Origin of the sequence: Nonomuraea sp. B5E05 (assembly GCF_039880665.1) — a bacterium.
Classification (GTDB): domain Bacteria; phylum Actinomycetota; class Actinomycetes; order Streptosporangiales; family Streptosporangiaceae; genus Nonomuraea.
Map to the genome: position 1 here is coordinate 1 of NZ_JBDPMJ010000026.1, position 20,028 is coordinate 20,028.

21 protein-coding genes are annotated in these 20,028 nt (G+C 71.4%); 10 read left to right on the forward strand and 11 right to left on the reverse strand.

Annotated features, from left to right (window positions below; all coding sequences use genetic code 11):
• Window positions 1-124 precede the first annotated feature (124 nt).
• From ABGB01_RS35790 to ABGB01_RS35830, 9 genes are all read right to left on the reverse strand, one after another.
• Entirely contained in the window at window positions 125-1,102 is a 978-nt protein-coding gene (locus ABGB01_RS35790; RefSeq protein ID WP_347778010.1) for an amidohydrolase family protein, read from the reverse strand.
• Complete coding sequence (locus tag ABGB01_RS35795; RefSeq protein ID WP_347778011.1) at window positions 1,099-1,947, reverse strand: fumarylacetoacetate hydrolase family protein; 849 nt, start codon at window positions 1,945-1,947, stop codon at window positions 1,099-1,101. Before ABGB01_RS35795 ends, ABGB01_RS35790 begins: the two co-directional genes overlap by 4 nt.
• 21 nt (window positions 1,948-1,968) lie before the next feature.
• A complete protein-coding gene (locus ABGB01_RS35800; RefSeq protein ID WP_347778012.1) occupies window positions 1,969-3,330 on the reverse strand; it encodes a hypothetical protein in 1,362 nt (453 codons plus the stop codon).
• Between the two features lie 19 nt (window positions 3,331-3,349).
• Window positions 3,350-4,120 (reverse strand): DeoR/GlpR family DNA-binding transcription regulator, encoded by a 771-nt coding sequence (locus ABGB01_RS35805; protein ID WP_347778013.1) that lies wholly within the window; start codon window positions 4,118-4,120, stop codon window positions 3,350-3,352.
• Complete coding sequence (locus tag ABGB01_RS35810; protein WP_347778014.1) at window positions 4,120-5,115, reverse strand: D-2-hydroxyacid dehydrogenase; 996 nt, start codon at window positions 5,113-5,115, stop codon at window positions 4,120-4,122. Before ABGB01_RS35810 ends, ABGB01_RS35805 begins: the two co-directional genes overlap by 1 nt.
• 11 nt (window positions 5,116-5,126) lie before the next feature.
• Window positions 5,127-5,951 carry a carbohydrate ABC transporter permease gene (locus tag ABGB01_RS35815; RefSeq protein WP_347778015.1) on the reverse strand — a complete coding sequence of 275 codons (825 nt, stop codon included), beginning with the start codon at window positions 5,949-5,951 and terminating at the stop codon, window positions 5,127-5,129.
• Between the two features lie 11 nt (window positions 5,952-5,962).
• Window positions 5,963-6,919, reverse strand: coding sequence for a sugar ABC transporter permease (locus ABGB01_RS35820; RefSeq protein ID WP_347778016.1), 957 nt, complete (start codon window positions 6,917-6,919; stop codon window positions 5,963-5,965).
• A gap of 38 nt (window positions 6,920-6,957) precedes the next feature.
• Window positions 6,958-8,259, reverse strand: a complete 1,302-nt coding sequence (locus ABGB01_RS35825; protein ID WP_347778017.1) for a sugar ABC transporter substrate-binding protein — start codon at window positions 8,257-8,259, stop codon at window positions 6,958-6,960.
• Between the two features lie 237 nt (window positions 8,260-8,496).
• Window positions 8,497-9,027 (reverse strand): hypothetical protein, encoded by a 531-nt coding sequence (locus ABGB01_RS35830; RefSeq protein ID WP_347778018.1) that lies wholly within the window; start codon window positions 9,025-9,027, stop codon window positions 8,497-8,499.
• On the opposite strand from ABGB01_RS35830, the gene ABGB01_RS35835 reads away from it, so the two are divergent.
• The 6 genes from ABGB01_RS35835 (at window position 9,017) to ABGB01_RS35860 (ending at window position 14,250) form a co-directional block, all read left to right on the forward strand.
• On the forward strand, window positions 9,017-10,135 hold the full coding sequence (locus ABGB01_RS35835) for a carbohydrate kinase family protein (protein ID WP_347778019.1): 1,119 nt from the start codon (window positions 9,017-9,019) through the stop codon (window positions 10,133-10,135). The genes ABGB01_RS35830 and ABGB01_RS35835 overlap by 11 nt on opposite strands.
• Entirely contained in the window at window positions 10,132-11,037 is a 906-nt protein-coding gene (locus ABGB01_RS35840; RefSeq protein WP_347778020.1) for an SIS domain-containing protein, read from the forward strand. Before ABGB01_RS35835 ends, ABGB01_RS35840 begins: the two co-directional genes overlap by 4 nt.
• Window positions 11,038-11,040: 3 nt before the next feature.
• Window positions 11,041-11,349, forward strand: coding sequence for a hypothetical protein (locus tag ABGB01_RS35845; protein WP_347778021.1), 309 nt, complete (start codon window positions 11,041-11,043; stop codon window positions 11,347-11,349).
• Between the two features lie 232 nt (window positions 11,350-11,581).
• Entirely contained in the window at window positions 11,582-11,881 is a 300-nt protein-coding gene (locus ABGB01_RS35850) for a hypothetical protein (protein WP_347778022.1), read from the forward strand.
• Entirely contained in the window at window positions 11,878-12,558 is a 681-nt protein-coding gene (locus ABGB01_RS35855) for a hypothetical protein (protein WP_347778023.1), read from the forward strand. The genes ABGB01_RS35850 and ABGB01_RS35855 overlap by 4 nt, the downstream gene beginning before the upstream one ends.
• Window positions 12,559-12,759: 201 nt before the next feature.
• Window positions 12,760-14,250, forward strand: coding sequence for an alpha-N-arabinofuranosidase (locus ABGB01_RS35860; RefSeq protein ID WP_347778024.1), 1,491 nt, complete (start codon window positions 12,760-12,762; stop codon window positions 14,248-14,250).
• Window positions 14,251-14,253: 3 nt separating this feature from the next.
• Here the strand turns inward: ABGB01_RS35860 and ABGB01_RS35865 are convergent, their stop codons facing one another.
• Window positions 14,254-15,234 carry a LacI family DNA-binding transcriptional regulator gene (locus ABGB01_RS35865; protein ID WP_347778124.1) on the reverse strand — a complete coding sequence of 327 codons (981 nt, stop codon included), beginning with the start codon at window positions 15,232-15,234 and terminating at the stop codon, window positions 14,254-14,256.
• Between the two features lie 130 nt (window positions 15,235-15,364).
• A complete protein-coding gene (locus ABGB01_RS35870; RefSeq protein ID WP_347778025.1) occupies window positions 15,365-16,057 on the reverse strand; it encodes a DUF6348 family protein in 693 nt (230 codons plus the stop codon).
• Between the two features lie 249 nt (window positions 16,058-16,306).
• On the opposite strand from ABGB01_RS35870, the gene ABGB01_RS35875 reads away from it, so the two are divergent.
• The 4 genes from ABGB01_RS35875 (at window position 16,307) to ABGB01_RS35890 (ending at window position 19,996) form a co-directional block, all read left to right on the forward strand.
• Window positions 16,307-17,485, forward strand: coding sequence for a glycosyltransferase family 4 protein (locus ABGB01_RS35875; RefSeq protein ID WP_347778026.1), 1,179 nt, complete (start codon window positions 16,307-16,309; stop codon window positions 17,483-17,485).
• Between the two features lie 121 nt (window positions 17,486-17,606).
• A complete protein-coding gene (locus ABGB01_RS35880) occupies window positions 17,607-18,491 on the forward strand; it encodes a D-alanyl-D-alanine carboxypeptidase family protein (RefSeq protein ID WP_347778027.1) in 885 nt (294 codons plus the stop codon).
• Between the two features lie 69 nt (window positions 18,492-18,560).
• The gene (locus tag ABGB01_RS35885) at window positions 18,561-19,118 is read left to right on the forward strand and encodes a MarR family transcriptional regulator (RefSeq protein WP_347778028.1); all 558 of its coding nucleotides are present in this window, start codon (window positions 18,561-18,563) and stop codon (window positions 19,116-19,118) included.
• Entirely contained in the window at window positions 19,115-19,996 is an 882-nt protein-coding gene (locus ABGB01_RS35890; RefSeq protein ID WP_347778029.1) for an alpha/beta hydrolase, read from the forward strand. Before ABGB01_RS35885 ends, ABGB01_RS35890 begins: the two co-directional genes overlap by 4 nt.
• Window positions 19,997-20,028 lie beyond the last annotated feature (32 nt).

Here is a 20,028-nt window from a genome sequence, read left to right on the forward strand (position 1 = left end):
CACGGCATGGTGCCGGTCCAGGTGGAGGCGATGCCCACCACGGGGCGGCGCATGTCCTCGTCCGACAGGCCCATGGCGTAGAGGTGGGAGCGGGCGGGTGCGCGGTCGGGATCGTCGGCGATGCTCATGCCGCGTCCTCCCGGGTCGTCGCGATGCCGGGCAGGTCCAGCCCGAGCAGCCTGGCGGCGTTCCCGGCGAAGATCAGCCGCCGGTCCTGCGCCGACAGGTTGAGCTCGGTCACGATGCGGACCTGCTCGTCGGCGTACGGGGTGAGGTAGCCCCAGGGGAAGTCGCAGGAGTCGGTGCCGAACAGGATGCGCTCGGGGCCGAAGGTCTCGTGGAAACGCCGGAACAGGTCCTTGAGCGTCAGCTCGTACGGCATCCAGCGGGTCCACTCGTGGTTGCTGGACGTGTCGACGTGCACGTTGGCGTTGGACCAGCCGAGGCGCAGCAACTCGCCGGGATAACCGCAGCCGAAGTGGGCGACCACGAAGTTCACCGAGGGGAACTCCTTGGCGACGTCGTGCAGGGTGATGGGGTCCATGTTGGGCGCGTGGCCGAGCCCGCCCCCGGAGTTGACCGGGCCGAAGTGCATGACGACCGGAAGGCCGTACTCCTCACAAACCTCCCACACCGGCCACAACGAGCGGTCGGCGAGCGGGACGGTCACCCACGGGGCGATCACCTTGTAGCCGGACAGCCCCAGCTCGGTGACGGCGCGGCGCAGCTCGGCGGCGGCTCCGGGAGCGCAGGGCTGGTGGTTGGCGAAGCCCGCGAAGCGCTCGCGGTGCCCGGCGACGACCCCGGCGAGCCGGTCGTTGCCGCCACCGCTCATGAAGACGACCCTGGTCAGCCCGGCGTCGTCGGCGTCGGCCCGCCAGGAGGCGGCGACCTCCTCGGTGGTCCTGGTCTCCGGCTCGGTGGGCGGCAGGGTGCGTGCCAGGCGCACGCGCTCGTGGTAGGCGGCGGCGTTGGCACGCAGCCTGGCCAGTTTGGCCGGGCCGCAGGCGTGCTCGTACTCGGAGTCCAGCCGCTCCTGCACGGGCTCGTCACCGGGGAAGTGGCAGTGGAAGTCGATGACGGGAAAACCCCAGCGGCTCATGCGACCCTCACCGTGTTGCGCAGCGTGCCGACGGCGCCGATCTCGACCTCGACGACGTCGCCGTCCTTGAGCCAGAGCTGCGGCGTGCGTCCCATGCCGACGCCGTGCGGCGTGCCGGTGGCGATCACGTCGCCGGGACAGAGCGTCATGAAGCGGGACAGATAGGAGATGACGTCGGCCACGCCGAAGATCATGTCCTTGGTGGAGCCGTCCTGGACGGTCCGGCCGTTGACCCGGGCGGCGACGGACAGGGCCTGCGGGTCGCCGACTTCGTCAGGGGTGACGATCCAGGGACCCAGCGGGCAGAAGGCGTCGAAGTTCTTGCCCCTGAACCACTGCCCGTCGGCGAACTGGGCGTCCCTGGCCGACAGGTCGTTGGCGGCGGTGTAGCCGAAGACGTGCCCGAGTGCCCGTTCCACCGGCACGTCGCGCGCCACGGCGCCGATGACGACGGCCAGCTCGGCCTCCCAGTCCAGCTGCTCGGTGGCGCCGGCGGGCACGGGCACGTCCTGGTACGGACCGGCGAGCGTGTGAGCGGTCTTGACGAAGGCCAGCGGCCGCTCAGGGGTGTCGAGGCCGGTCTCCCGGATGTGATCGGCGTAGTTGAGCCCTATGCAGATGATCTTCTGGGGCGCCGCCAGCGGGCTGAGCACGTCCACGTCGGCCAGCGGCCGCGCGGGCCCCGTGGGAGCGAGGGCGGCGACGTCCGCTCCGGCGGCGATCAGGTCGCGCACGGCGTCGGCCATGTGGGCGCCGCTCTCCTCCGCGACGGGCACGGCCGTGCCGTTCTCGATCCTGGCTGCGGCGACGGTGCCGTCGGCGCGTCTGATGCGGGTGATTCTCATGCGGATGGTTCTCCAGTGCGGTCAGGCGAAGTCAGGCAGGAAACGTTGCTGTTCGGCGATCAGCGCGTCCGTGAGGCGCGCGGCGGCGTCCGGATCGGTGACCGCGCCGTCGGCGATGACCGCCTCGACCGCCAGGTCGCGCCGGCCGGTCATGGCGGCCTCGACGGCCAGGGTGACCGAGGCCAGGCGGCGCGCGAGGATGGCGGTGAGCGGCGCGGACAGGTCGGGCACCCGCACGGGCCGCAGGCCGCGCGCGGTGGCGACGCCGGGGATCTCCAGGGCCGCGTCGTCGGGCAGACCCGGCACCGCGCCGCGGTTGGGCACGTTCACCGAGAACATCTCACGCCGGTCTCCCAGGATCGACCTGATGATGGCGATGAGCTGCTCCTGCTCGCCGGTGGAGCGCTCGAACACCGACTCGTCCAGCGGCGCCGTGCCCTCGGCCTGGGCCCGCATGCTCTGGTAACGCTGCTCGCCCCACTCCAGGATCTCCGGCACCGAGAAGGCGTCCACGCCCAGCGTCTTGCCGTAGTAGGCGCCGCCCGCCCAGCGCTCGGGGAAGAACTCCACCACGTGCCGGTCGTTGGCGGCCGGGTAGGCGCCGTAACGGCGGAAGATCTCCCACGAGAACGGGTTGTGCCAGGCCTTGCCGTTCTCCCAGATCGAGCCGATGTCGGCGGGGTCGGCCGGTTCGGCGAGCTCGCGTTCCATACGTTCGCGCACGATCGGCCAGGCGTCGCGGCCGTTGTGGCGGAAATCGTAGATGAAGGTCAGGTGGTTGATACCGGCGTAGAGGGTGGAGGTCTCCTCGAACGGCAGCCCGGCGAAGGCCGCGAGCTCCCGCTGCACGTGGTGCATGCCGTGGCACAGCCCCACCACCTCGATGCCCGCGTAGGCCGTCATGGCGGCGACGTTGGCGGTCATCGGGTTGCTGTAGTTGAAGAAGTACGCCTCGGGCGCCAGCTCGGCTACGTCCCTGGCGATCTCCACCATGACCGGCACCGTGCGCAGCAACCGGGAGATTCCGCCCGGCATGACCGAGTCGCCCACCGGCTGATAGACGCCGTGCCGCATGCAGACGTCGTGGTCGGCCTGCCAGGCGGCCCGCCCCCCGACGCCGACGCAGGTGACCACGAAGTCGGCGCCTGGCAGCACCGCGCGGCGGTCGGACGAGGAGCGGACGACGATCTTGCCGTCCGCCCGGCGGGCCTCGACCATGCGCTCGGCGAGGCGGGTCGCCACCGACAGGGCCTCGGGGTTCACGTCGACCAGCCGGATCTCCCAGGACCCCAGGTCGGCGGCAGAGATGAGGTCGGCGAGCAGGCCGCGGGTGAACACGGCGCTGCCGGCGCCGATGAGTACGAGCACTCGGGATGAGGACATGCCGGAAGGACTCTCCTGTCTAGGCTTGGATCACGGTGATGCCGGAAGTCCGCAGCGCCGCCACCGCCTCGGCCGGGGCCGCGTCGTCGGTCACCACGGTGCCGATGCGGGCGAGGGGGGCGACGCGCACGGCGCTGCGCCGGCTGAACTTGGTGTGGTCGGCCAGCACCACCAGCTGCTTGGCGGCGGTGATCATGTTGCGGTCGGTCTCGGCCTCCGCCAGGTGGGCGCCCATGATCCCGTACGCGGGGTCGAGACCGTAGGCGCTGAAGAAGGCGAGGTCGATGTGGACGTCGGCGAGCGCCTGCGTCGTGAGGTGGCCGAGCAGCGACAGCTCGGCGTTGCGCAGCAACCCCCCGAGCACGAGCACCTGCACGGTGGCGGACGTGGTGCCGATGGCGTGGGCTATCGCCACCGAGTTGGTGACGACGGTGATGTCGGGCACCGACGGCAGATGCGGCACCATCTGCGCCGTGGTGGAGCCGCCCGTCAGCAGCACCGTGCTGCCCGGCTGGATGAGGTCCACCGCGCGGGCGGCGATGCGTCCCTTCTCGTCGAGATTGTGCACGCTCCGCTCCGCCATCGACGTCTCGACGGGGACGGGCTGGTCGGTGATGGCCACCGCGCCGCCGTGGACGCGACGCAGCAGGCCCCGCTCGTCCATCTCATCGAGGTCACGACGCACGGTGGACACGCTCACACCAAGGACCTCGGCGAGGTCTTCGACACGCACCGATCCCTTGCGCCGCACGTGGTCGAGCAACCTGCTCCGGCGCTTCTCGCTCAGCATCAATACCCGGCCTTTCTGTCCACCAGGTTCAACAGGGGGAGCCCCGCGACGAACCGGCGCAGGTTCTCGGTGAACAGGGCACGGATCTGATCGCGGTAGCCGGGCGCGAATCCTGCCACGTGCGGAGTGATCAGTACATGTTCTTCGCGCCAGAAAGGGCTGCCGGCCGGGAGCGGCTCCTCCGCGAACACGTCGAGCGCGGCGAAGCCGACCTGCCCCGAGCGCAGGGCCGACAGCAACGCCGCTTCGTCGACGACACCGCCCCTGGCCGCGTTGACCAGCGCGGCGCCCTTCTTCATCCGGGCGAAGGCGGCCGCGTCGAGCAGGTGGTGCGTCTCGGCGGTGTACGGCACGGTCAGCACCACGTAGTCGACGCGTTCCAGCAGGTCGTACAGCCCGCCGGGGCCGACCACCTCGGCCGGCGCGGCGTCGTGGGCCTGGCCGAACAGCTCGCCCTCGCGGGCCGCGCCGCGGCGCATGCCGATGACGTTCATGCCGAACGCGTGCGCCAGCCGGCCGATCTCCTGGCCGATCCGGCCGTAGCCGACGATGCCGACCGTGGCGCCGGGGAGCATGCGCGGCATCAGCCGGTTCCACCGGTGGTCGAAGCCGGGCCAGTGCGACCGGCCCTGCAGTGCGATCGTCTGCGGCAGGTGGTGTGCGTGCGCGAGGATCATCATCAGCACGTACTCGGCCAGGGGTTTGGGTGACACGCCACCGATCGTGGTGATCGCGGCCGGCGAGTCCCACAACGCGGTGCCCACGACGTGGTCGCACCCGGAGGTGTCGAGCTGCACCCAGCCGAGGCGCGGCGCCTGCTCCCTGGTGGGGAAGGCGGTGTTGGTGTAGAGAACGTCGGTCTCGGCCAGCACGCCGGCGGGCAGGTCGGCGGCCGAGGCCGCCAGGTGCTTGCGCACCCGCACCTCGGGCGAAACGGCGGCCACGGCGGCCAGCCACTCCTCGTCGAAGTCGAGCGTCACGCACACGTTGATCATGTCTTGTCCTGTCACTTGATGCCCGAGCGGGCCATGCCCTCGACGAAGTGGCGCTGGAAGAGCGTGAAGACCACGAGCATCGGGATCATCGACACCAGCGACATGGCCATCAGCGCCCCGTAGTCCTGGCCGTACTGGTTCTTCAGGAACAGCAGCCCGACCTGGAGCGTGTAACTCTCCGGTTCCTTGAGCACGATGAGCGGCCAGGCGAACTCGTTCCACCGCCACATGAAGGTGAAGATCACCAGCACCGCGACGAGCGGCCGGCACAGCGGCAGTACCACGCGGGTGAACGTGCGCCACTGCGCGGAGCCGTCGACCTGGGCCGCCTCGAGCAGCTCGTCGGGCACGGCCATCATGAACTGCCGCGCCATGAACAGGCCGAACGCCTCGGCCAGCCGGGGCAGGATGACCCCCCAGTCGGAGCCGAGCAGCCCGAAGTCCACGACCAGGTGGAACTGCGGCACCATGACGACCTGCACTGGCACCATGAGAGTGCTGATGATCAGCAGGAAGAGCACGTTCCTGCCGGGGAAACGGAGCTTGGCGAAGGCGTAGCCCGCCATGAGGTTGACCACGACGGTCAGCACCACGGCCAGCACCGCGATCACGACGGAGTTGACGAACCAGTCGGCGTAGGGGAATTTGCCCCACGGGCCGCTGAAGTTGGCCCAGTTGATCGAGCTCGGCCACAGCCGGAGCGCAGACTGCTGCAGCTCGGCCGGGGAGGACAGCGCGGTGACGACCATCCAGTAGACGGGGAAGAGCATCGCGAGGGCCCCCGTCACGGCCAGGGCCAGCCGCAACCTGACCGACCGCCGCTCGTGCGCGTTCATGGCGTTCCTCCTCATGCGCCGTCCCTGCGCTTGTTGACGCGCCACTGGAGCAGCGTCATGGCCAGCACGATGAGGTAGAGCACCACGCCGATCGCCGAGGCGTAGCCCTGCTGGCGCTGCTCGAACCCGGTGGAGTAGGCGTAGGTGACGAGCATCGTCGTGGCGTCGCCCGGCCCGCCGCCCGTCATCACGTAGACGATGTCGAACACCTGGAAGCTGTTGATCACCCCGATGACGATCAGGAAGAACGTGGTGGGGCCGAGGGACGGGATCGTGATGGAGCGCAGCGTCTGCCACCAGGACGCGCCGTCGCAGCGCGCCGCCTCGTACACGTGGCGCGGGATTCCCTGCAGGGCCGCCAGGTAGACGACCATGTTGAAGCCCAGCCCGATCCATAGCCCCACGGCGACCAGGGAGAGCATGGCGGGCGTGCCTTCCGACTGCCAGTGCACGGGCCCCAGCCCCACCGCCTCCAGCACCTTGTTGATGACGCCGAGGTCCTCGTTGAAGATCCAGGCCGCGATGATCGCGCTGCTCACGCCGGAGATGACGGCGGGCAGGTAGAAGACGGCCCTGAACAGTCCTCTCCCGGGCATGGCCCGGTTGAGCAGCAGGGCCGCGGCCAGCCCGGCCCCCAGGCAGAGCGGCACGGAGACCGCGGTGTAGAGGGCGGTGTTGAGCAGCGCGCGCCAGAACACGGCGTCGGCCAGGATGTCCCGGTAGTTGCCGAGGCCGACCCACTTGGCGATGCCGAATCCGCGGGTCTGCTGGAAGCTCAGCCACACCACCCTGACCAGCGGCCAGAACATGAAGACCGCGAAGACCACGACGGCCGGCGCGGCGAACAGCAGGCCGGCGGCGGCCTCGCGGCCCCGTCTGCCGCGCATGCGCGCGAAGCGGGGGCCGGGGCCGCGTGCGGTGCCGGAGGGTGGGGGCGCCTCCCGTGGAGGGCTGCTCACCGATGCCATGGGCCTGTGGCCTCCTTCGAGGGGAATTCCGGGGAAGGTCAGGCCGACAGCGCCTTCTGGACGGCCTGCGTCAGCGCGGAGATGGTCTGGTCGGCCGCCTGGCCGCCGGTGAAGTACGTCTCGAGCTGCTGGACGAGCGCGTCGTTCACCCCGGAGAAGCCCGGCAGGGTCACCAGCTTGACCAGGTCCGGCGGCATGGTGGTGGCCTGCTGCTGGTAGACCGGCATCAGATCGGGCCGCACGGCGTAGCCGAGCTGCTGACCGGCCAGGTCCTTCCTGGTGGGCAGCACCGTGGTCTGCTCGCAGAACAGCTGCATGTTCTCCGGCGTGACCAGGAACTTGGCGAAGGCCGCCGCGGTGTCGGTGTCCTTGCTTTCCGCGTTGACCACCACCGCGTTGCCGCCCAGGTCGGCCGCCGCTCCCCCGGCTCCCTTGGGCAGGTACGTGGCGCCGAACTCGAACGCCTTGACCCGGCTCATCAGGTCGGGCAGGAGGAAGTCGCCGACGAAGGCCATCGAGATCTTCTGGGAAGGGAAGACCAGGTCGGGGCTGTTGTTGGTCTTGATCATGATGTTCTTGGGCATCAGGCCCTTGTCGTAGAAGGACTTGGTGAAGGCCAGTGCCTCGCGCGCCTGCGGCGAGTCGAGCGTGACAGACGTGCCGTCAGGACCGAGGGCCTTGCCGCCCGCCTGCCACAGCCAGTTGAGCCAGCGGAAGGCGCCGGCCTGCTGCCAGTTGACGCCGAACGGCGCCGCGCCGAGCCCGGCCGCCTTGAGTCTCTCGGCGACGTCGATGAACTCCTCCCAGGTCCACGCCTCGTCGGGGGTGGCGGGCACGTCCTTGATGCCGGCCTTGGCGAAGTGCTTCTTGTTGTAGAGCACGGCGCTGGTGTCGGTGTGGTGCGGCACCCCGTACGGCTTGCCGTCGTACTGCACGGCGGCCCACATCGCGTCGTTGAAGGCGGAGCTCTCGCCGCCCACCGTGGCGCCGAGGTCGTGCAGCACCCCCTGCGAGCTGTAGAGGCCGATGTCGTTGTAGGTGACCCGGAACAGGTCGGGGCCCTGGCCGGACTGGAGCCGGGCGTCCAGCGCGGAGCGCAGCTGGTCGAAGGGGAGCCGCTCCACTTTCACCTTGGTGCCGGAGTTCTGCTTCTCGAACGCCCGGGCGAGGGTGTTGAACGCGGCCATCTCGGCGTCGGAGCCCCACACGGTGAAGGTCAGCGTGCCGGGTGCCGACCCTTCGCCTGACGACCCGCCGCAGGCCGTGAGTGCGTGGGCGGCGGCGACCCCGGCGACGGTGGATCCCGCGGTGCGCAGGAATTGGCGGCGGTTCAGGTCCATGGGGCCTCCTCGGTGGCACCGACCAAGTTGAGTAGGCCCTTTGCTATCAACCTCAATCAGAAAACGTCAATAGCTCTCAAATAATTCATCAGACGATCACCATGCTGAGCCAGTTCGCAGGTAAAAACAGTCCTTGACAGCGCAAACCGGCAGTCCGTACGGTCTCCATCTGATAGTTCTGCTCGTTTTGCGAGATTTTGATCACGAGGGTTCGAGGTGGACGTGGAAGAGCCTGGATCAGTGGGCGGGGCGTGCGGCCCAGGGCCTGACCGTCCCGAGCACAGCGCTTCTCCCGTGATCGGCCACGTCGAGCACGGCCTTGGAGATCTCCTCGGGCGTGTGCCACCTCGCCCTCCCGGAGTCCGCCGCGTGCCAGCCGAGCACGAGGTGGCGGACCAGCGCCGTGCCGTCCACGCCCTCGGGCAGCGGCGGCGCGGGGGCACCTCGCGGTGCGGCGTGCGCGCTGACGAGCAGCGCGACGAGGGTGCCCGCCACCCTGTCGGCGACCGCCCGCCAGGCCTCCGCCGGCGCGAACGGCTGGTAGACGAGGGCGAGGTCGAAACGCGCGTCGCCGAGAGCCGACCGCAGCGCGCCGGGAACGGTCACGTCGGCGACGGCGGCACGCGCCCGGGCGTCGGCCGCCGCGACCCTGCCCGCCGACCGCGACACCACCGACGCGGTCCAGCCGCGGTCAAGGACGTCGCGTACGGCGGGCGCCAGGATTCCCGAACCCCCGACGACCAGGACGTGAGGCGGTATGGCTGACATTGATCTCCTTGTGCTGGGTGAGCTGAACGCGGATGTGATCGTCGAGTGCGGCGCGACCCGCCCGGAGTTCGGGCAGGTCGAGGACATCGTGGACGACGCCGAGATCGTGCTGGGCAGCTCAGGCGCGATCACCGCCTGCGGGGCCGCCAGACTCGGCGCCAAGGTGGCGTTCGCCGGGGTCGTCGGCGACGACTGGCTCGGCGACTTCGTGCTGGAGCGGCTGCGCGAGCGCGGCGTCGACACCACGCACTGCCTGCGCAGACCCGGCCGCCGCACCGGCATGAGCATCGTACTCAGCTCCGACGGCGACCGGTCCATCCTGACCTTCCCCGGCGAGATCGGCCGGCTGTCCGCCCACGACGTCGCCACCGAAGCATTGGCCGCCGCCCGCCACGTGCACGTCAGCAGCTACTTCCTGCAGTACGACCTGTGGGCGGGCCTGCCCCACCTGTTCCGCACCGCCCGCGAACGCGGCGTCACCACCTCGGTGGACCCCAACTGGGATCCCAGCCGCACCTTCGACCACGGGCTGCCCGCCCTGCTGCCGCTGGTCGACTACCTGCTGCCCAACGAGGCCGAGGCCGTCCGCATCGCCGCCGCGCTCACCGGCCAAGGCGCGCACGCCGGCGGGAGCCGCACCGGCGCCGACCATGCCCACGCCGACCATGCCCAAGCCGACAGGGCCCACCCCGACAGGGCCCACGCCGGCCTCAGCGCCACGCGGAGCGGCGCCGGCGAGGCGGCTGCGGCACTCGCCGGCGCGGGCACCACGGCCGTGGTCAAACGCGGCGCCGAGGGCGCGCTGCTCCACTCCCGCGGCGGGACCGTGTGGAGCGTGAGCGCACCCGCCGTCACGCCGGTCGAGACCACCGGCGCCGGCGACTCCTTCGACGCCGGGCTCCTGGCCGCGTTACTGGCCGGCCAGGACCTGCCCGCCGCACTCCGCCTGGCCTCGGCCTGCGGAGCACTGTCCACCCAGGGCCGGGGCGGGACCGCCGCCCAGCCGGAGCGCGGCCAGGCCGCCGCGCTGGCCGGCGGCCTGACCGTCACCGAGTACGAGGCACCCGTCGCCGCCCGGGCGGACGACGGAAGGGAGCAGCAGCAGTGACCATCACGACCCATCCGGAGCTCGCCCGCCGCACCGAAAGCGAGGTGTACAGCCAGCCGGAGATCTGGCAGCGCGTCATGGACGCCGCCGCCGACCTGTCGGCGGGGCTGCCCGCCAAGGGTGCGGACGTGCTCGCGGTCGGCTGCGGCACCTCGTACTACATCCTGGACTCCTACGCCCGCCGCCGCCAGCAGCTCGGCCAGGGCCGCACCCGGGCCGCCATCGCGACCGAGCTCGACGACCAGGACGACTACGACGCGGTGGTGCTGCTGTCACGTTCGGGCACCACCACCGACCTCGTACGCCTGGCCGCCGAGCTGTCGCCGCGCACCACCACGATCGCGATCACCGGCACCCCCGGCTCCCCCATCACGCGCGTCACCCATCAGCAGGTGCACCTCGACTTCGCCGACGAGCGGTCAGTCGTGCAGACCCGCTACGCCACCTCGGCGCTGACTCTGCTGCGGGCCTCGATCGGCGACCATGTGGCGCACCTGCCGGGGCAGGCCCGGGCCGCGCTCGCGGAACCGCTGGTGGCCGACCCCGCCGGCTACGACCACCTGGTCTTCCTCGGCACGGGCTGGACGCGGGCGCTGGCCGAGGAGGCGGCGTTGAAGTGCCGCGAGGCCGCCCGGCTGTGGACCGAGTCGTACGCCGCCCTGGAGTACCGGCACGGGCCCATCGCCTGCGCCGGGCCGCGCAGCCTGGTGTGGGCGCTGTCGCCGCTGCCCGACGACGTCGTGCGGGCGGTGGAGACGACGGGGGCCACCCTGCGCATCGCCCGGGACGACCCGCAGGCCGAGCTGGTCAGGGTGCATCGGCTGGCGGTGGCCTACGCCCGCCACCGGGGGCTGGAGTGCGACACGCCCGAACACCTGTCCCGCTCGGTCGTGGTGGAGTAGACGATGCCGTTCGTACAGCTCACCACCGGCCTGCCGGTTCCCCCTGGCCTGGCCGGCCGACTGGCCGCCTGCTTCTGCGACGCCCTGGGACTGGCGGAAGGCGACGTCATCGTGCAGCTCGTCCCCGCGGCGGCCGGACCCGGCGCCGTCGCCGTCGTCGTGGGGCGGCCCAGGCCGGCCGAGGCGATGCGCGAGTCGGTGGAACGCGCGGGGGCGCTCCTGGCCGAAGGGCTGGAGCTCGACCCGGACCTGGTCTTCGTCAGCTGGCCGGACCCTTGCGTCTCGGCCACCGGCCGGGGAGCGCTCACGTGAGGTCCGGTCGCCGCGCGGCCGATCGCCGACCTGCGCGTACGCGCCGGATCACGGCGTGTCCCGGCGCCGCCCGCCGCCGGGCGGTCGCCCGCGAGCAGCGCCCGTGCGACGCCGTTCTCTCGGACGACGTGCCGCCGCATGTGCGCGCTGTCGATCCAGGTGCCGCCGCACGGCGGTGCGCTGTCGTCCCCGGGGCCCGAGCCCTGGGACTCCCGCGAAAGGAAAGAGTTCGATGAGCCCGAAGTACCGACCGCATCCCGACCCTGCCGGGGTCCTGGCCGACAACCGGCAGCGGGCCCTCGAACGCGAGGGCATCCCCATGTTCCTGGCCCTGGAGGACCTGACCGGCTCACCCGTCCCCCCGGTCGGGGACGCCGCCGTGCTGGCGGAGGGCGCCGAGCTGGACGGGCTGCTCGGCCACTACGCCGAGCGCCTGGCTCCCGGGGCGGCCGACGACGACCTGGGCGAGCTCTCGTCGGTGATCACCGTGCTCGCGCGTGCGCACTTCGACGAGAGGGAGGGCCGGGCATGACGGGCAACGGTTTCGCCCAGCACCGCGCCGCGTTGCGCGAGGGCCGCTATCTCCGCGTGGTCAACTACCACAACACCCCGGAGTCCATGGCGGACGCGCTGCGCCGTGAGCTGGCCGGCTACGCCGCCTCCTTCGACTGCGTGACACTGGAGCACCTCGACGCCTTCTACGCCACCGGCCGGTGGCCGCTGGAGCGGCCCGGGTTCATCCCGGTCTTCTACGAGGGCTACCTGAACAACGCCACGGTCGCGGCGCCGATCTGCGACGAGCTCGGGCTGGTCGCCTGGTTCCCCATCATCACCCGGTTCCTCGACTGCCCGGTCCCCGAGCAGCGGGCCTTCGCCGAGGCCCACGACATCACGCTCGTCGAGGAGGAGTTGTCACACGATCGGCTGGCGATGACCTGGGACGACGTGGCCGAGATCGGTCAGCGGCACGTGGTCGTCCCGCACACCGGCTCCCACGAGGAGATCGGGCGGGTCCGGACCGCCGAGGACGTCGAACGCGAGATCGTCAGGCCGCGCCGCGACGTCGAGCGAGCCACCGGCCGCGAGGCGCCCGCCTTCGTCTGGTTGCGCGGCACCGAGTTCGGCACCAGCCCGGTGCAGGACGGCTGGGTGCGCGACGCGGGCTACCGCTACCAGATCAGCAACACCATGATCCAGCGCATCGCCTGACCGCGCCCTGGCGCTGCCGGTGGTGCGCGTGGCCGGCGTCGTCATCGGTCTCGTCGCCGCCGTCCTCGCCGTCGTGGCCGCCCGTCACCGGCCCGCCAGCCCCGACACCCGGGGGCGAGCGCGGGCCCCTTGACCCCACCCGCTGATAACGCTAACAATCTGGAGCGACGTCACGCCCGCGCAACACCAGGAGTCCCCTCCGTGCACCAGGCAGAACTCACGCTCGATCCCGCGTTCAAGGTGGCTCCGGTACGCCGGCGCACCTTCGGCACGTTCGTCGAACACCTCGGGCGATGTGTCTACACCGGCATCCACGAGCCGGACCACCCCTCGGCCGACGACGACGGCTTCCGCCGCGACGTGCTCGACCTGACCAGGGAGCTGGGCGTGTCCACCGTCCGCTACCCCGGCGGCAACTTCGTCTCCGGCTACCGGTGGGAGGACGGCATCGGCCCGGTCGCCGAGCGGCCGCGCCGGCTCGACCTGGCCTGGCACAGCACCGAGACCAACGAGGTCGGCGTCGACGAGTTCGTCCGCTGGTGCCGCAAGGCCGGCGTGGAGCCCATGATGGCGCTCAACCTCGGCACCCGCGGCATCGCCGAGGCCCTCGACCTGCTCGAATACTGCAACCACCCGTCCGGCACCACGCTGTCTGACCTGCGCGTCGCCAACGGCTCGAAGGAGCCGCACGGCATCAGGATGTGGTGCCTCGGCAACGAGATGGACGGCCCCTGGCAGACCGGCCACAAGACGGCCCGCGAATACGGCCGGCTGGCCGCCGAAACCGCCCGCGCCATGCGCACGATGGACAAGAACCTGGAGCTGGTGGCCTGCGGCAGCTCGGGCTCCGGCATGCCGACCTTCGGCGCGTGGGAGGCCACGGTGCTGGAGGAGACGTACGACGTGGTCGACTACATCTCCTGCCACGCCTACTACGAGGAGAAGGACGGCGACCTCGGCAGCTTCCTGGCCTGCTCGACCGACATGGAGTACTTCATCTCCTCGGTCGTCGCCACCGCCGACCACGTCGGGGCGCGGCTCAAGTCACGCAAGCGCATCGACATCTCCTTCGACGAGTGGAACGTCTGGTACCTGTCGCGCTTCCAGGGCGCCGAGCCGCCCACCGACTGGCCGGTCTCGCCGCCGCTGCTGGAGGACCACTACCACCTGGCCGACGCGGTGGCGTTCGGCGGGTTGCTGATCACGCTGCTGCGCAACAGCGACCGGGTGACCGCCGCGTCGCTGGCCCAGCTGGTGAACGTGATCGCGCCGATCATGACGGAGCCCGGCGGGCGGGCCTGGCGGCAGACGACGTTCCATCCGTTCGCGCAGGCGTCCAGGCACGCCGCGGGCGACGTGCTGCGGGTGGAGCCGGTCTCGCCGTCGTACGAGACGAAGGAGTACGGAGAGGTGCCGCTGCTGCACGCGGTCGCCACGCACGCGGAGGAGAGCACGACGCTGTTCGCGGTCAACCGCTCGACCGACGCGCCGCTGTCGCTGACGATCGACACGCGGGCGCTCGGCGGCGCGCGGATCGTCGAGGCCACCACCCTGACGGACGCCGACGTCTACGCCCGCAACACGGCCGACGCCCCCGACCGGATCGCGCCCAGGCCGAACCCCGACGTCGAGCACGACCCGGCACGCGTCCTGCTGCCGCCGGTGTCGTGGAACATGATCAGGCTGGCCTGAGGCTCACCCCGGGGCGGCGCCGGTGCTCTCCCTGACGACGAGCTCCGGCTCGACCAGGCGCCGCCCGTCGGGGTCGGCGCCCGCCATCCGGTCGAGCAGCATGTGGAAGGCGAGCCTGCCGACCTCGCCGAAGTCCTGCCGCACGGTGGTCAGCGGCGGCCAGTAGTAGGCGGACTCGGGGATGTCGTCGAAGCCGGCCACGCTGACGTCCTCGGGCACGCGCCGCCCGGCCTCGCGCAGCGCCCTCAGCACGCCGAGCGCCATCTGGTCGTTGGCCACGAACACGGCGGTGAGCTCGGGCTCCTGCGCCAGGCCGCGGCCGAGCCGGTAGCCGGAGCGCGAGCTCCAGTCGCCGCGCAGCACGCCGGGCACCGGCCGGCCCGCCTCCTCCAGCACGCCGCGCCAGCCCTCGATGCGGCCCTCGGCGTCGAGCCAGTCGGCCGGCCCCGCCACGTGCCACACCGTGTGGTGGCCGAGGCTGAGCAGGTGCCTGGTCACGCGCACGGCTCCGGCCCGCTGGTCGACCCTGGCCACGGGCACGGGGAGGTCGTCGCCGGCGTCGACCGCCACCGCCGGCATCTCGGGCGGCAGGTGGCGCAGCCCTTCGGTGGCCGACTCGTGCGGCGCGACGATGATCACGCCGTCGACCGCCTGGGCGCGCAGCCGCTGCACGCCCTCCTCCATCGACCTGCGGTTGAGCGAGCTGAGGCTGGCGATGCTGACGTTGTAGCCGGCGTTTCTCGCGGCCTGCTCGATGTAGTAGAGGGTGGTGGCGGGGCCGTAGAGGGTGGTGTCGATGCTGACCACGCCGAGCACGCCGGAGCGGCCGGTGACCAGCTGGCGGGCCGCCTGGTTGGGCCGGTAGTCGAGCTCCCTGACCGCGGCCAGCACCCGGGCCCGGGTCTCGGCGCGCACCCGGTCGGGATCGTTGAGCACGCGCGAGACGGTCATGGCCGAGACACCGGCCAGCACCGCCACGTCCATGAGCACCGCCGGCCTGCCATTCCTGGATCTCACGGCAGCTCACCCCCCTGGCGGTAACGCTAACAGGCGGAGGGTGGCGAGCGCGCGGGAGCCGGTCATGGGGGCCATGCGAACGTTGGCGGCTGAAAGGTCAGGCGGCTTCGTCGTGCACCAGCAGGACGAAGGTGCGGGCGTACGAGATGCCCTGCTCGGGCCGTGGCCAGTCCAGCTCGGCCAGAGCCCGCGAGCCCGCCTCGTGGTAGGCGCCGTTGACGCGGATCTCGGCCGTCTCGGCGCCCTCGCCCCCGCCGAAGAACGCCTTGACGCCGATCAGGCGTTCGCGCTCGAACGTGCCCTTCAGCGCGGGAGCCAGGTGCGGCAGGACCACGTGCTGGACGGCCCACCGCTGGACGGCCTCATGGTCGTCGCCGGTGCCCCAGCCGGTGATGCCGCCGTGGATGGCGTGCCAGCCGGAGAAGCCGTCGGGGTCGTCGGGGCCGAAGTGGGCGGCGTGCGAGCCGTCCTGGACGAGGAGCTCGATCAGGGCGCTGCCGGTCGTGCCGAGCCACACCTGGACGGCCCGGTCGAGGGCCTCCTCGGTGGTGCCGCCGTACCCGGCCACGCAGTCGCTGATCGTGGTGTCCTCGGGGTGGTCGACGTTGAGCACGAAGTCGAGGTCGAGGTGGCCGGGGTCGCCGGAGTGGTCGTCGCCCAGCACGACGGCGAGCGTGCCCGGCCCCTTGGCCATGCCTTCCTGTACCTGCCACGGCCTGCCCATGGCCGTGCTGAGGCGATCGGCGATCATGCCCAGGATCACGTCGTCCGCCGGTCGTCCCTCGTCCATGCTCATCCCTCTCGACCTCGCCGGGCACCGCTCCTGGCCACCCTAGCGAGTCTTGATCATCATGCGCGGGCACGCACGCCCGTCCTGCGTGCCGCCGTTGCCAGGGAACTGCCAGGTACGGTCGTTACCCTGCACCGGCATGAACCGGCAGCGAACACCGAGCACGACGCTGGCCAGGTCCGGTCCCCCCTTCCGCGTGCCGCCCGCCCCGGAGGCACGGGTCCGCACCCGGACCCGGGAGCACGCGCCATGAAGATCCGCTACTTCATGCTGCACGCCTACGGCGCCGGCGGCACCATCCGGACGGTCGTCAACCAGGCGAACGCGATGGCCGCCGCGGGCCACGACGTCGAGCTGGTCAGCCTCGTGCGGCGCCGCGAGAGGCCCCACGTCAGGCTGGACCCGCGCATCCCGATCGTGACGCTCGTGGACCAGCGCGGCGGCCGGCGTCCCGACTCGCTCGGGCGCAGGGCGTGGCGCCGGGTGCGGGGGAAGGTCGTGCCACGCGGGGAGTTCGCGAGCGCGTACTTCACCGAACGGGTGGAGCGCGCCGCGATGGACTACGTGGCCGCGCTCCGCGACGGCGTCCTCGTGACCACGCGGCCCGCGCTCAACCTGATCGCGGCCCGCCGCGCGCCCAGGGGTGTCCTCACGGTCGCGCAGGAGCACATGAACCTGACGGCCTATCCCGACACCATCCGCAGGCAGATCGCCCGTCACTACGGCCGCCTCGACGCGATCACCGTTCTGACCCGCACGAACCGGCATGCGTACGAGCGCCTGCTCCCAGGGGCCCCGATCGTGCAGATCCCGAACGCGGCCCACCGGTCGGAGCCGGAGCCGTCCCAGCAGGTGAACCCCGTGGTGGTCGCGGCCGGGCGGCTGACCGCGCAGAAGGGTTTCGATCTGCTCGTCGAGGCCTTCGCGCGGGTCGTGGCGCACCACCCGGAATGGCGGCTGCGCGTCTTCGGCACGGGCGCCAGGAAGGCGGAGCTCGACGGCCTCGTGCAGCGCCTGGACCTGGGCGACCACGTGAGGCTGGCAGGGCGTACCGACCGGCTGGACCGGGAGCTGACGAACGCCTCCGTGTACGCGCTGAGCTCCCGGTTCGAGGGCCTTCCCATGGTGATGATCGAGGCCATGGCGCACGCGCTGCCCGTGGTCGCGTTCGACTGCCCGACCGGCCCAGCGGACGTGCTGATCGACGGGGTGGACGGCCTGCTCGTGCCGCCGCGGGACGTGAACGCGCTGGCCGACGCCCTGATGCGGGTCATCTCCGACCGGGATCTGCGGGTGCGCATGGGGCGGGCCGCGGCCGAGACGGCACGGGCCTACGCGCCGGAGCAGGTGATGCCGCTCTGGGAGGATCTGTTCGCGGAGCTGGCACACGGCGAACGCGTGACCGGCACCTTCTGGCACGACCGGTGAGCGTATTCGGCAAAAGATTTACCTCACGAAAGGCCCGGAAATTTCGGGGTTTCTGACGGTCAGTCATGAATTTTTGTTGTTTTCGTCAACAGCACCCCAAAGGGCGCGGCACCCTGTCGTCATGCGTATCAGGAAAGCCCCACTTGTCGCCTTGGCAGGCGCCGCCGCCCTGGTCACCGGGGTAGCCGCGCCTGCCGCCGCCCAGGCGCCGGCCGTCGCGCCCGTCATGGCGACCGCGGAAAGAGACACCCCGGCGGTGTACGGCCGGGCGGCCCATCTGATCGACGCCGAGTCCGGCGACGTGCTTTTCAGCAAGGACGCCGGCGAGCGCATGCCGGTCGCCAGCCTGACCAAAACCATGACCGCATATGTCGTATTGAAGTCGGCCAAACCCACCGACGTCGTCCGGATCAAGGCCGACGACGTCGCGTACGCGGAGGCCGGCGGCGGCACCACCGCCGGCCTGCGCCCCGGCGACCGGCTCACCGTCGGCGAGCTGATGTACGCCCTCATGCTCCCCTCCGGCGCCGACGCCGCCCACGCGCTGGCCCGCACGTACGGCCCCGGCGTCAAAGGCTTCGTCGCCAAGATGAACGCGACCGCCCGCGAGCTGGGCATGTCCGACACCGAGTACGTCAACGCCGACGGCCTGCCCACCCCGCGCGGCGACGGCTACTCCACGGCCGAGGACCAGGCCCTGCTGGCGGTCAAGGCGCTCCAGGTGCCACTGATCGAGGAGGTCGCCGGTACGCGGCGGCACACGCTCGCCGCCACCGACGAGCACCGCTCCTACAACTGGCGCAACACCAACAGGCTGCTCGGGACGCCGGGCGCGATCGGGTTGAAGACCGGGTTCACCCGGGCGGCGGGCTACTGCCTCGCCTTCGCGGGCGAGTCGGAGGGGCGGCGGCTGGTCGGCGTGCTGCTCGACGAGTCCGTCTCCAGCCGCCGGTTCAGCACCGCCGAGGCTCTCCTGTCGTGGGGCGGGTCGCGCGTGTCCGCCTGAGCCGCGTTCCCGTCATTGCAGTCATTACTGTCATTGCAGTCATAACTGCAATGACAGTAATATCCGAATATGAGTAGCCCTTCGGAAGCCGAGCTCGAGTTCGTCGACGACGTCGCGGTGTTCTTCGCACGGGAGGGCCTGCCACTGATCGCCGGCCGGGTGATCGGATGGCTGCTCATCAGCGACCCGGAGGAGCAGAGCGCGGCGGAGCTGGCGGACGTGCTCCGGGTCAGCCGCAGCTCCATCAGCAGCGCGACCCGCCTGCTCACCCCCAGCGGGCTCGTCGAGGGGGTCCGCCGCAGGGGCGAGCGGCAGGAGTATTTCCGCATCGCCGCCGACGGGTGGAGCCGCATGGTCGCCGGGCGTTACGCCAAGACGGCCGCGTTCAGGGAACTCACCGAGGACGGCCTGCGGGTGCTGGCCCGCAGCGCTCCCGAGCGGCGCGAGCGGCTCGTCGGCGTCCACCAGCTCTACCAGTTCCTGGAGCAGGAACTGCCGGCCCTGTGGGACCGGTGGGAGGCGTACCGCGCCGCCGCCGAGAGCCCCGGCGGAAAGCACACATCCGGCCCGGACGCGACCGGAACGGGTGCATCCAGGGCAGGCGCCGCGGGCAAGGGTGCGGAGTGACGGCGGGGACGCCCGTGGAGCCGTCCGGGTTGCGCAGCACCTATCTCACCTGTCCGGAGGGCCGGCTGCACGTCTACAGCGCCGGCGATCGGGGCTCCCCCGTGCTGCTGCTGAGCGGGGCGGGCATCGACAACGCGCTGCTCAGCTGGCGGCACCTCATCCCGGCCCTGAGCGCCCGGCACCGCGTTCTCGCCCTCGACTGGCCGAAGCAGGGCAGGAGCCGCCCCTGGGACGGGCCGGCCACCCACGAGCGCCTGCTGGCCGCCATCACCCACGTGCTCGACCATTTCGAGCTGCCCTCGGCGGCCCTGGTCGGCCTCTCCCAGGGCGGCGCGCTCACCCTCGCGTACGCCATCGAGCACCCCTCCCGCGTCGACCGGATCGTGGCGCTCGCCCCGGCCGGGATCCTGTCGTTCCCGCCCGTCGTGCACCAGGCGCTCTGGCTCGTCGCCAAGCTGCCGCTGCTGAGCAAGACGTTGCCGGGCGCCATGTTCAGGAGCCGGAAGAGCATCGCCGGCTTCGCCAGGCGGGCGCTCTTCGCCGGGCCCGTCGACGACTTCGACGACGTCGTGGACGAGATCATGGCGGAGGTGCGGGTCGCGGGAGCGGGTTCGTCCGACTGGCAGAACGCCTCCATCGGGCCCCTGCGGATGCGCGTCGATCTCAGGCCGCGCCTCGGCGAGATCGCCTGCCCTGCCCTGCTCATCCAGGGAGACAAGGACGCGGGGGTGAACGCCACGCGTACCGAAGCCGCCGCCGCGCTCATCCCCGGCGGCCGGTACGTGCTGCTCGAAGGCGTCGGCCACTGGTCCAGCCGCCAGGCCCCTGGTCGGGTCAACCCGCTGATCGGCGAGTTCCTCGGCGAGGGGCAGCAGTGATCCTCTGGACTGGTTCGCAGACGTCGAGACGG

Excerpts from the sequence above, each read along its gene's own strand:
- ABGB01_RS35885 (WP_347778028.1), top strand. The coding sequence starts at position 18,561 with ATGAGTAGCCCTTCGGAAGCCGAGCTCGAGTTCGTCGACGACGTCGCG.
- ABGB01_RS35800 (WP_347778012.1), bottom strand. The coding sequence starts at position 3,330 with ATGTCCTCATCCCGAGTGCTCGTACTCATCGGCGCCGGCAGCGCCGTG.
- ABGB01_RS35815 (WP_347778015.1), bottom strand. The coding sequence starts at position 5,951 with ATGAACGCGCACGAGCGGCGGTCGGTCAGGTTGCGGCTGGCCCTGGCC.
- ABGB01_RS35850 (WP_347778022.1), top strand. The coding sequence starts at position 11,582 with ATGAGCCCGAAGTACCGACCGCATCCCGACCCTGCCGGGGTCCTGGCC.
- ABGB01_RS35805 (WP_347778013.1), bottom strand. The coding sequence starts at position 4,120 with ATGCTGAGCGAGAAGCGCCGGAGCAGGTTGCTCGACCACGTGCGGCGC.
- ABGB01_RS35855 (WP_347778023.1), top strand. The coding sequence starts at position 11,878 with ATGACGGGCAACGGTTTCGCCCAGCACCGCGCCGCGTTGCGCGAGGGC.
- ABGB01_RS35825 (WP_347778017.1), bottom strand. The coding sequence starts at position 8,259 with ATGGACCTGAACCGCCGCCAATTCCTGCGCACCGCGGGATCCACCGTC.
- ABGB01_RS35835 (WP_347778019.1), top strand. The coding sequence starts at position 9,017 with ATGGCTGACATTGATCTCCTTGTGCTGGGTGAGCTGAACGCGGATGTG.
- ABGB01_RS35845 (WP_347778021.1), top strand. The coding sequence starts at position 11,041 with ATGCCGTTCGTACAGCTCACCACCGGCCTGCCGGTTCCCCCTGGCCTG.
- ABGB01_RS35790 (WP_347778010.1), bottom strand. The coding sequence starts at position 1,102 with ATGAGCCGCTGGGGTTTTCCCGTCATCGACTTCCACTGCCACTTCCCC.
- ABGB01_RS35880 (WP_347778027.1), top strand. The coding sequence starts at position 17,607 with ATGCGTATCAGGAAAGCCCCACTTGTCGCCTTGGCAGGCGCCGCCGCC.
- ABGB01_RS35795 (WP_347778011.1), bottom strand. The coding sequence starts at position 1,947 with ATGAGAATCACCCGCATCAGACGCGCCGACGGCACCGTCGCCGCAGCC.
- ABGB01_RS35810 (WP_347778014.1), bottom strand. The coding sequence starts at position 5,115 with ATGATCAACGTGTGCGTGACGCTCGACTTCGACGAGGAGTGGCTGGCC.
- ABGB01_RS35820 (WP_347778016.1), bottom strand. The coding sequence starts at position 6,919 with ATGGCATCGGTGAGCAGCCCTCCACGGGAGGCGCCCCCACCCTCCGGC.
- ABGB01_RS35830 (WP_347778018.1), bottom strand. The coding sequence starts at position 9,027 with ATGTCAGCCATACCGCCTCACGTCCTGGTCGTCGGGGGTTCGGGAATC.
- ABGB01_RS35870 (WP_347778025.1), bottom strand. The coding sequence starts at position 16,057 with ATGGACGAGGGACGACCGGCGGACGACGTGATCCTGGGCATGATCGCC.
- ABGB01_RS35865 (WP_347778124.1), bottom strand. The coding sequence starts at position 15,234 with ATGGACGTGGCGGTGCTGGCCGGTGTCTCGGCCATGACCGTCTCGCGC.
- ABGB01_RS35875 (WP_347778026.1), top strand. The coding sequence starts at position 16,307 with ATGAAGATCCGCTACTTCATGCTGCACGCCTACGGCGCCGGCGGCACC.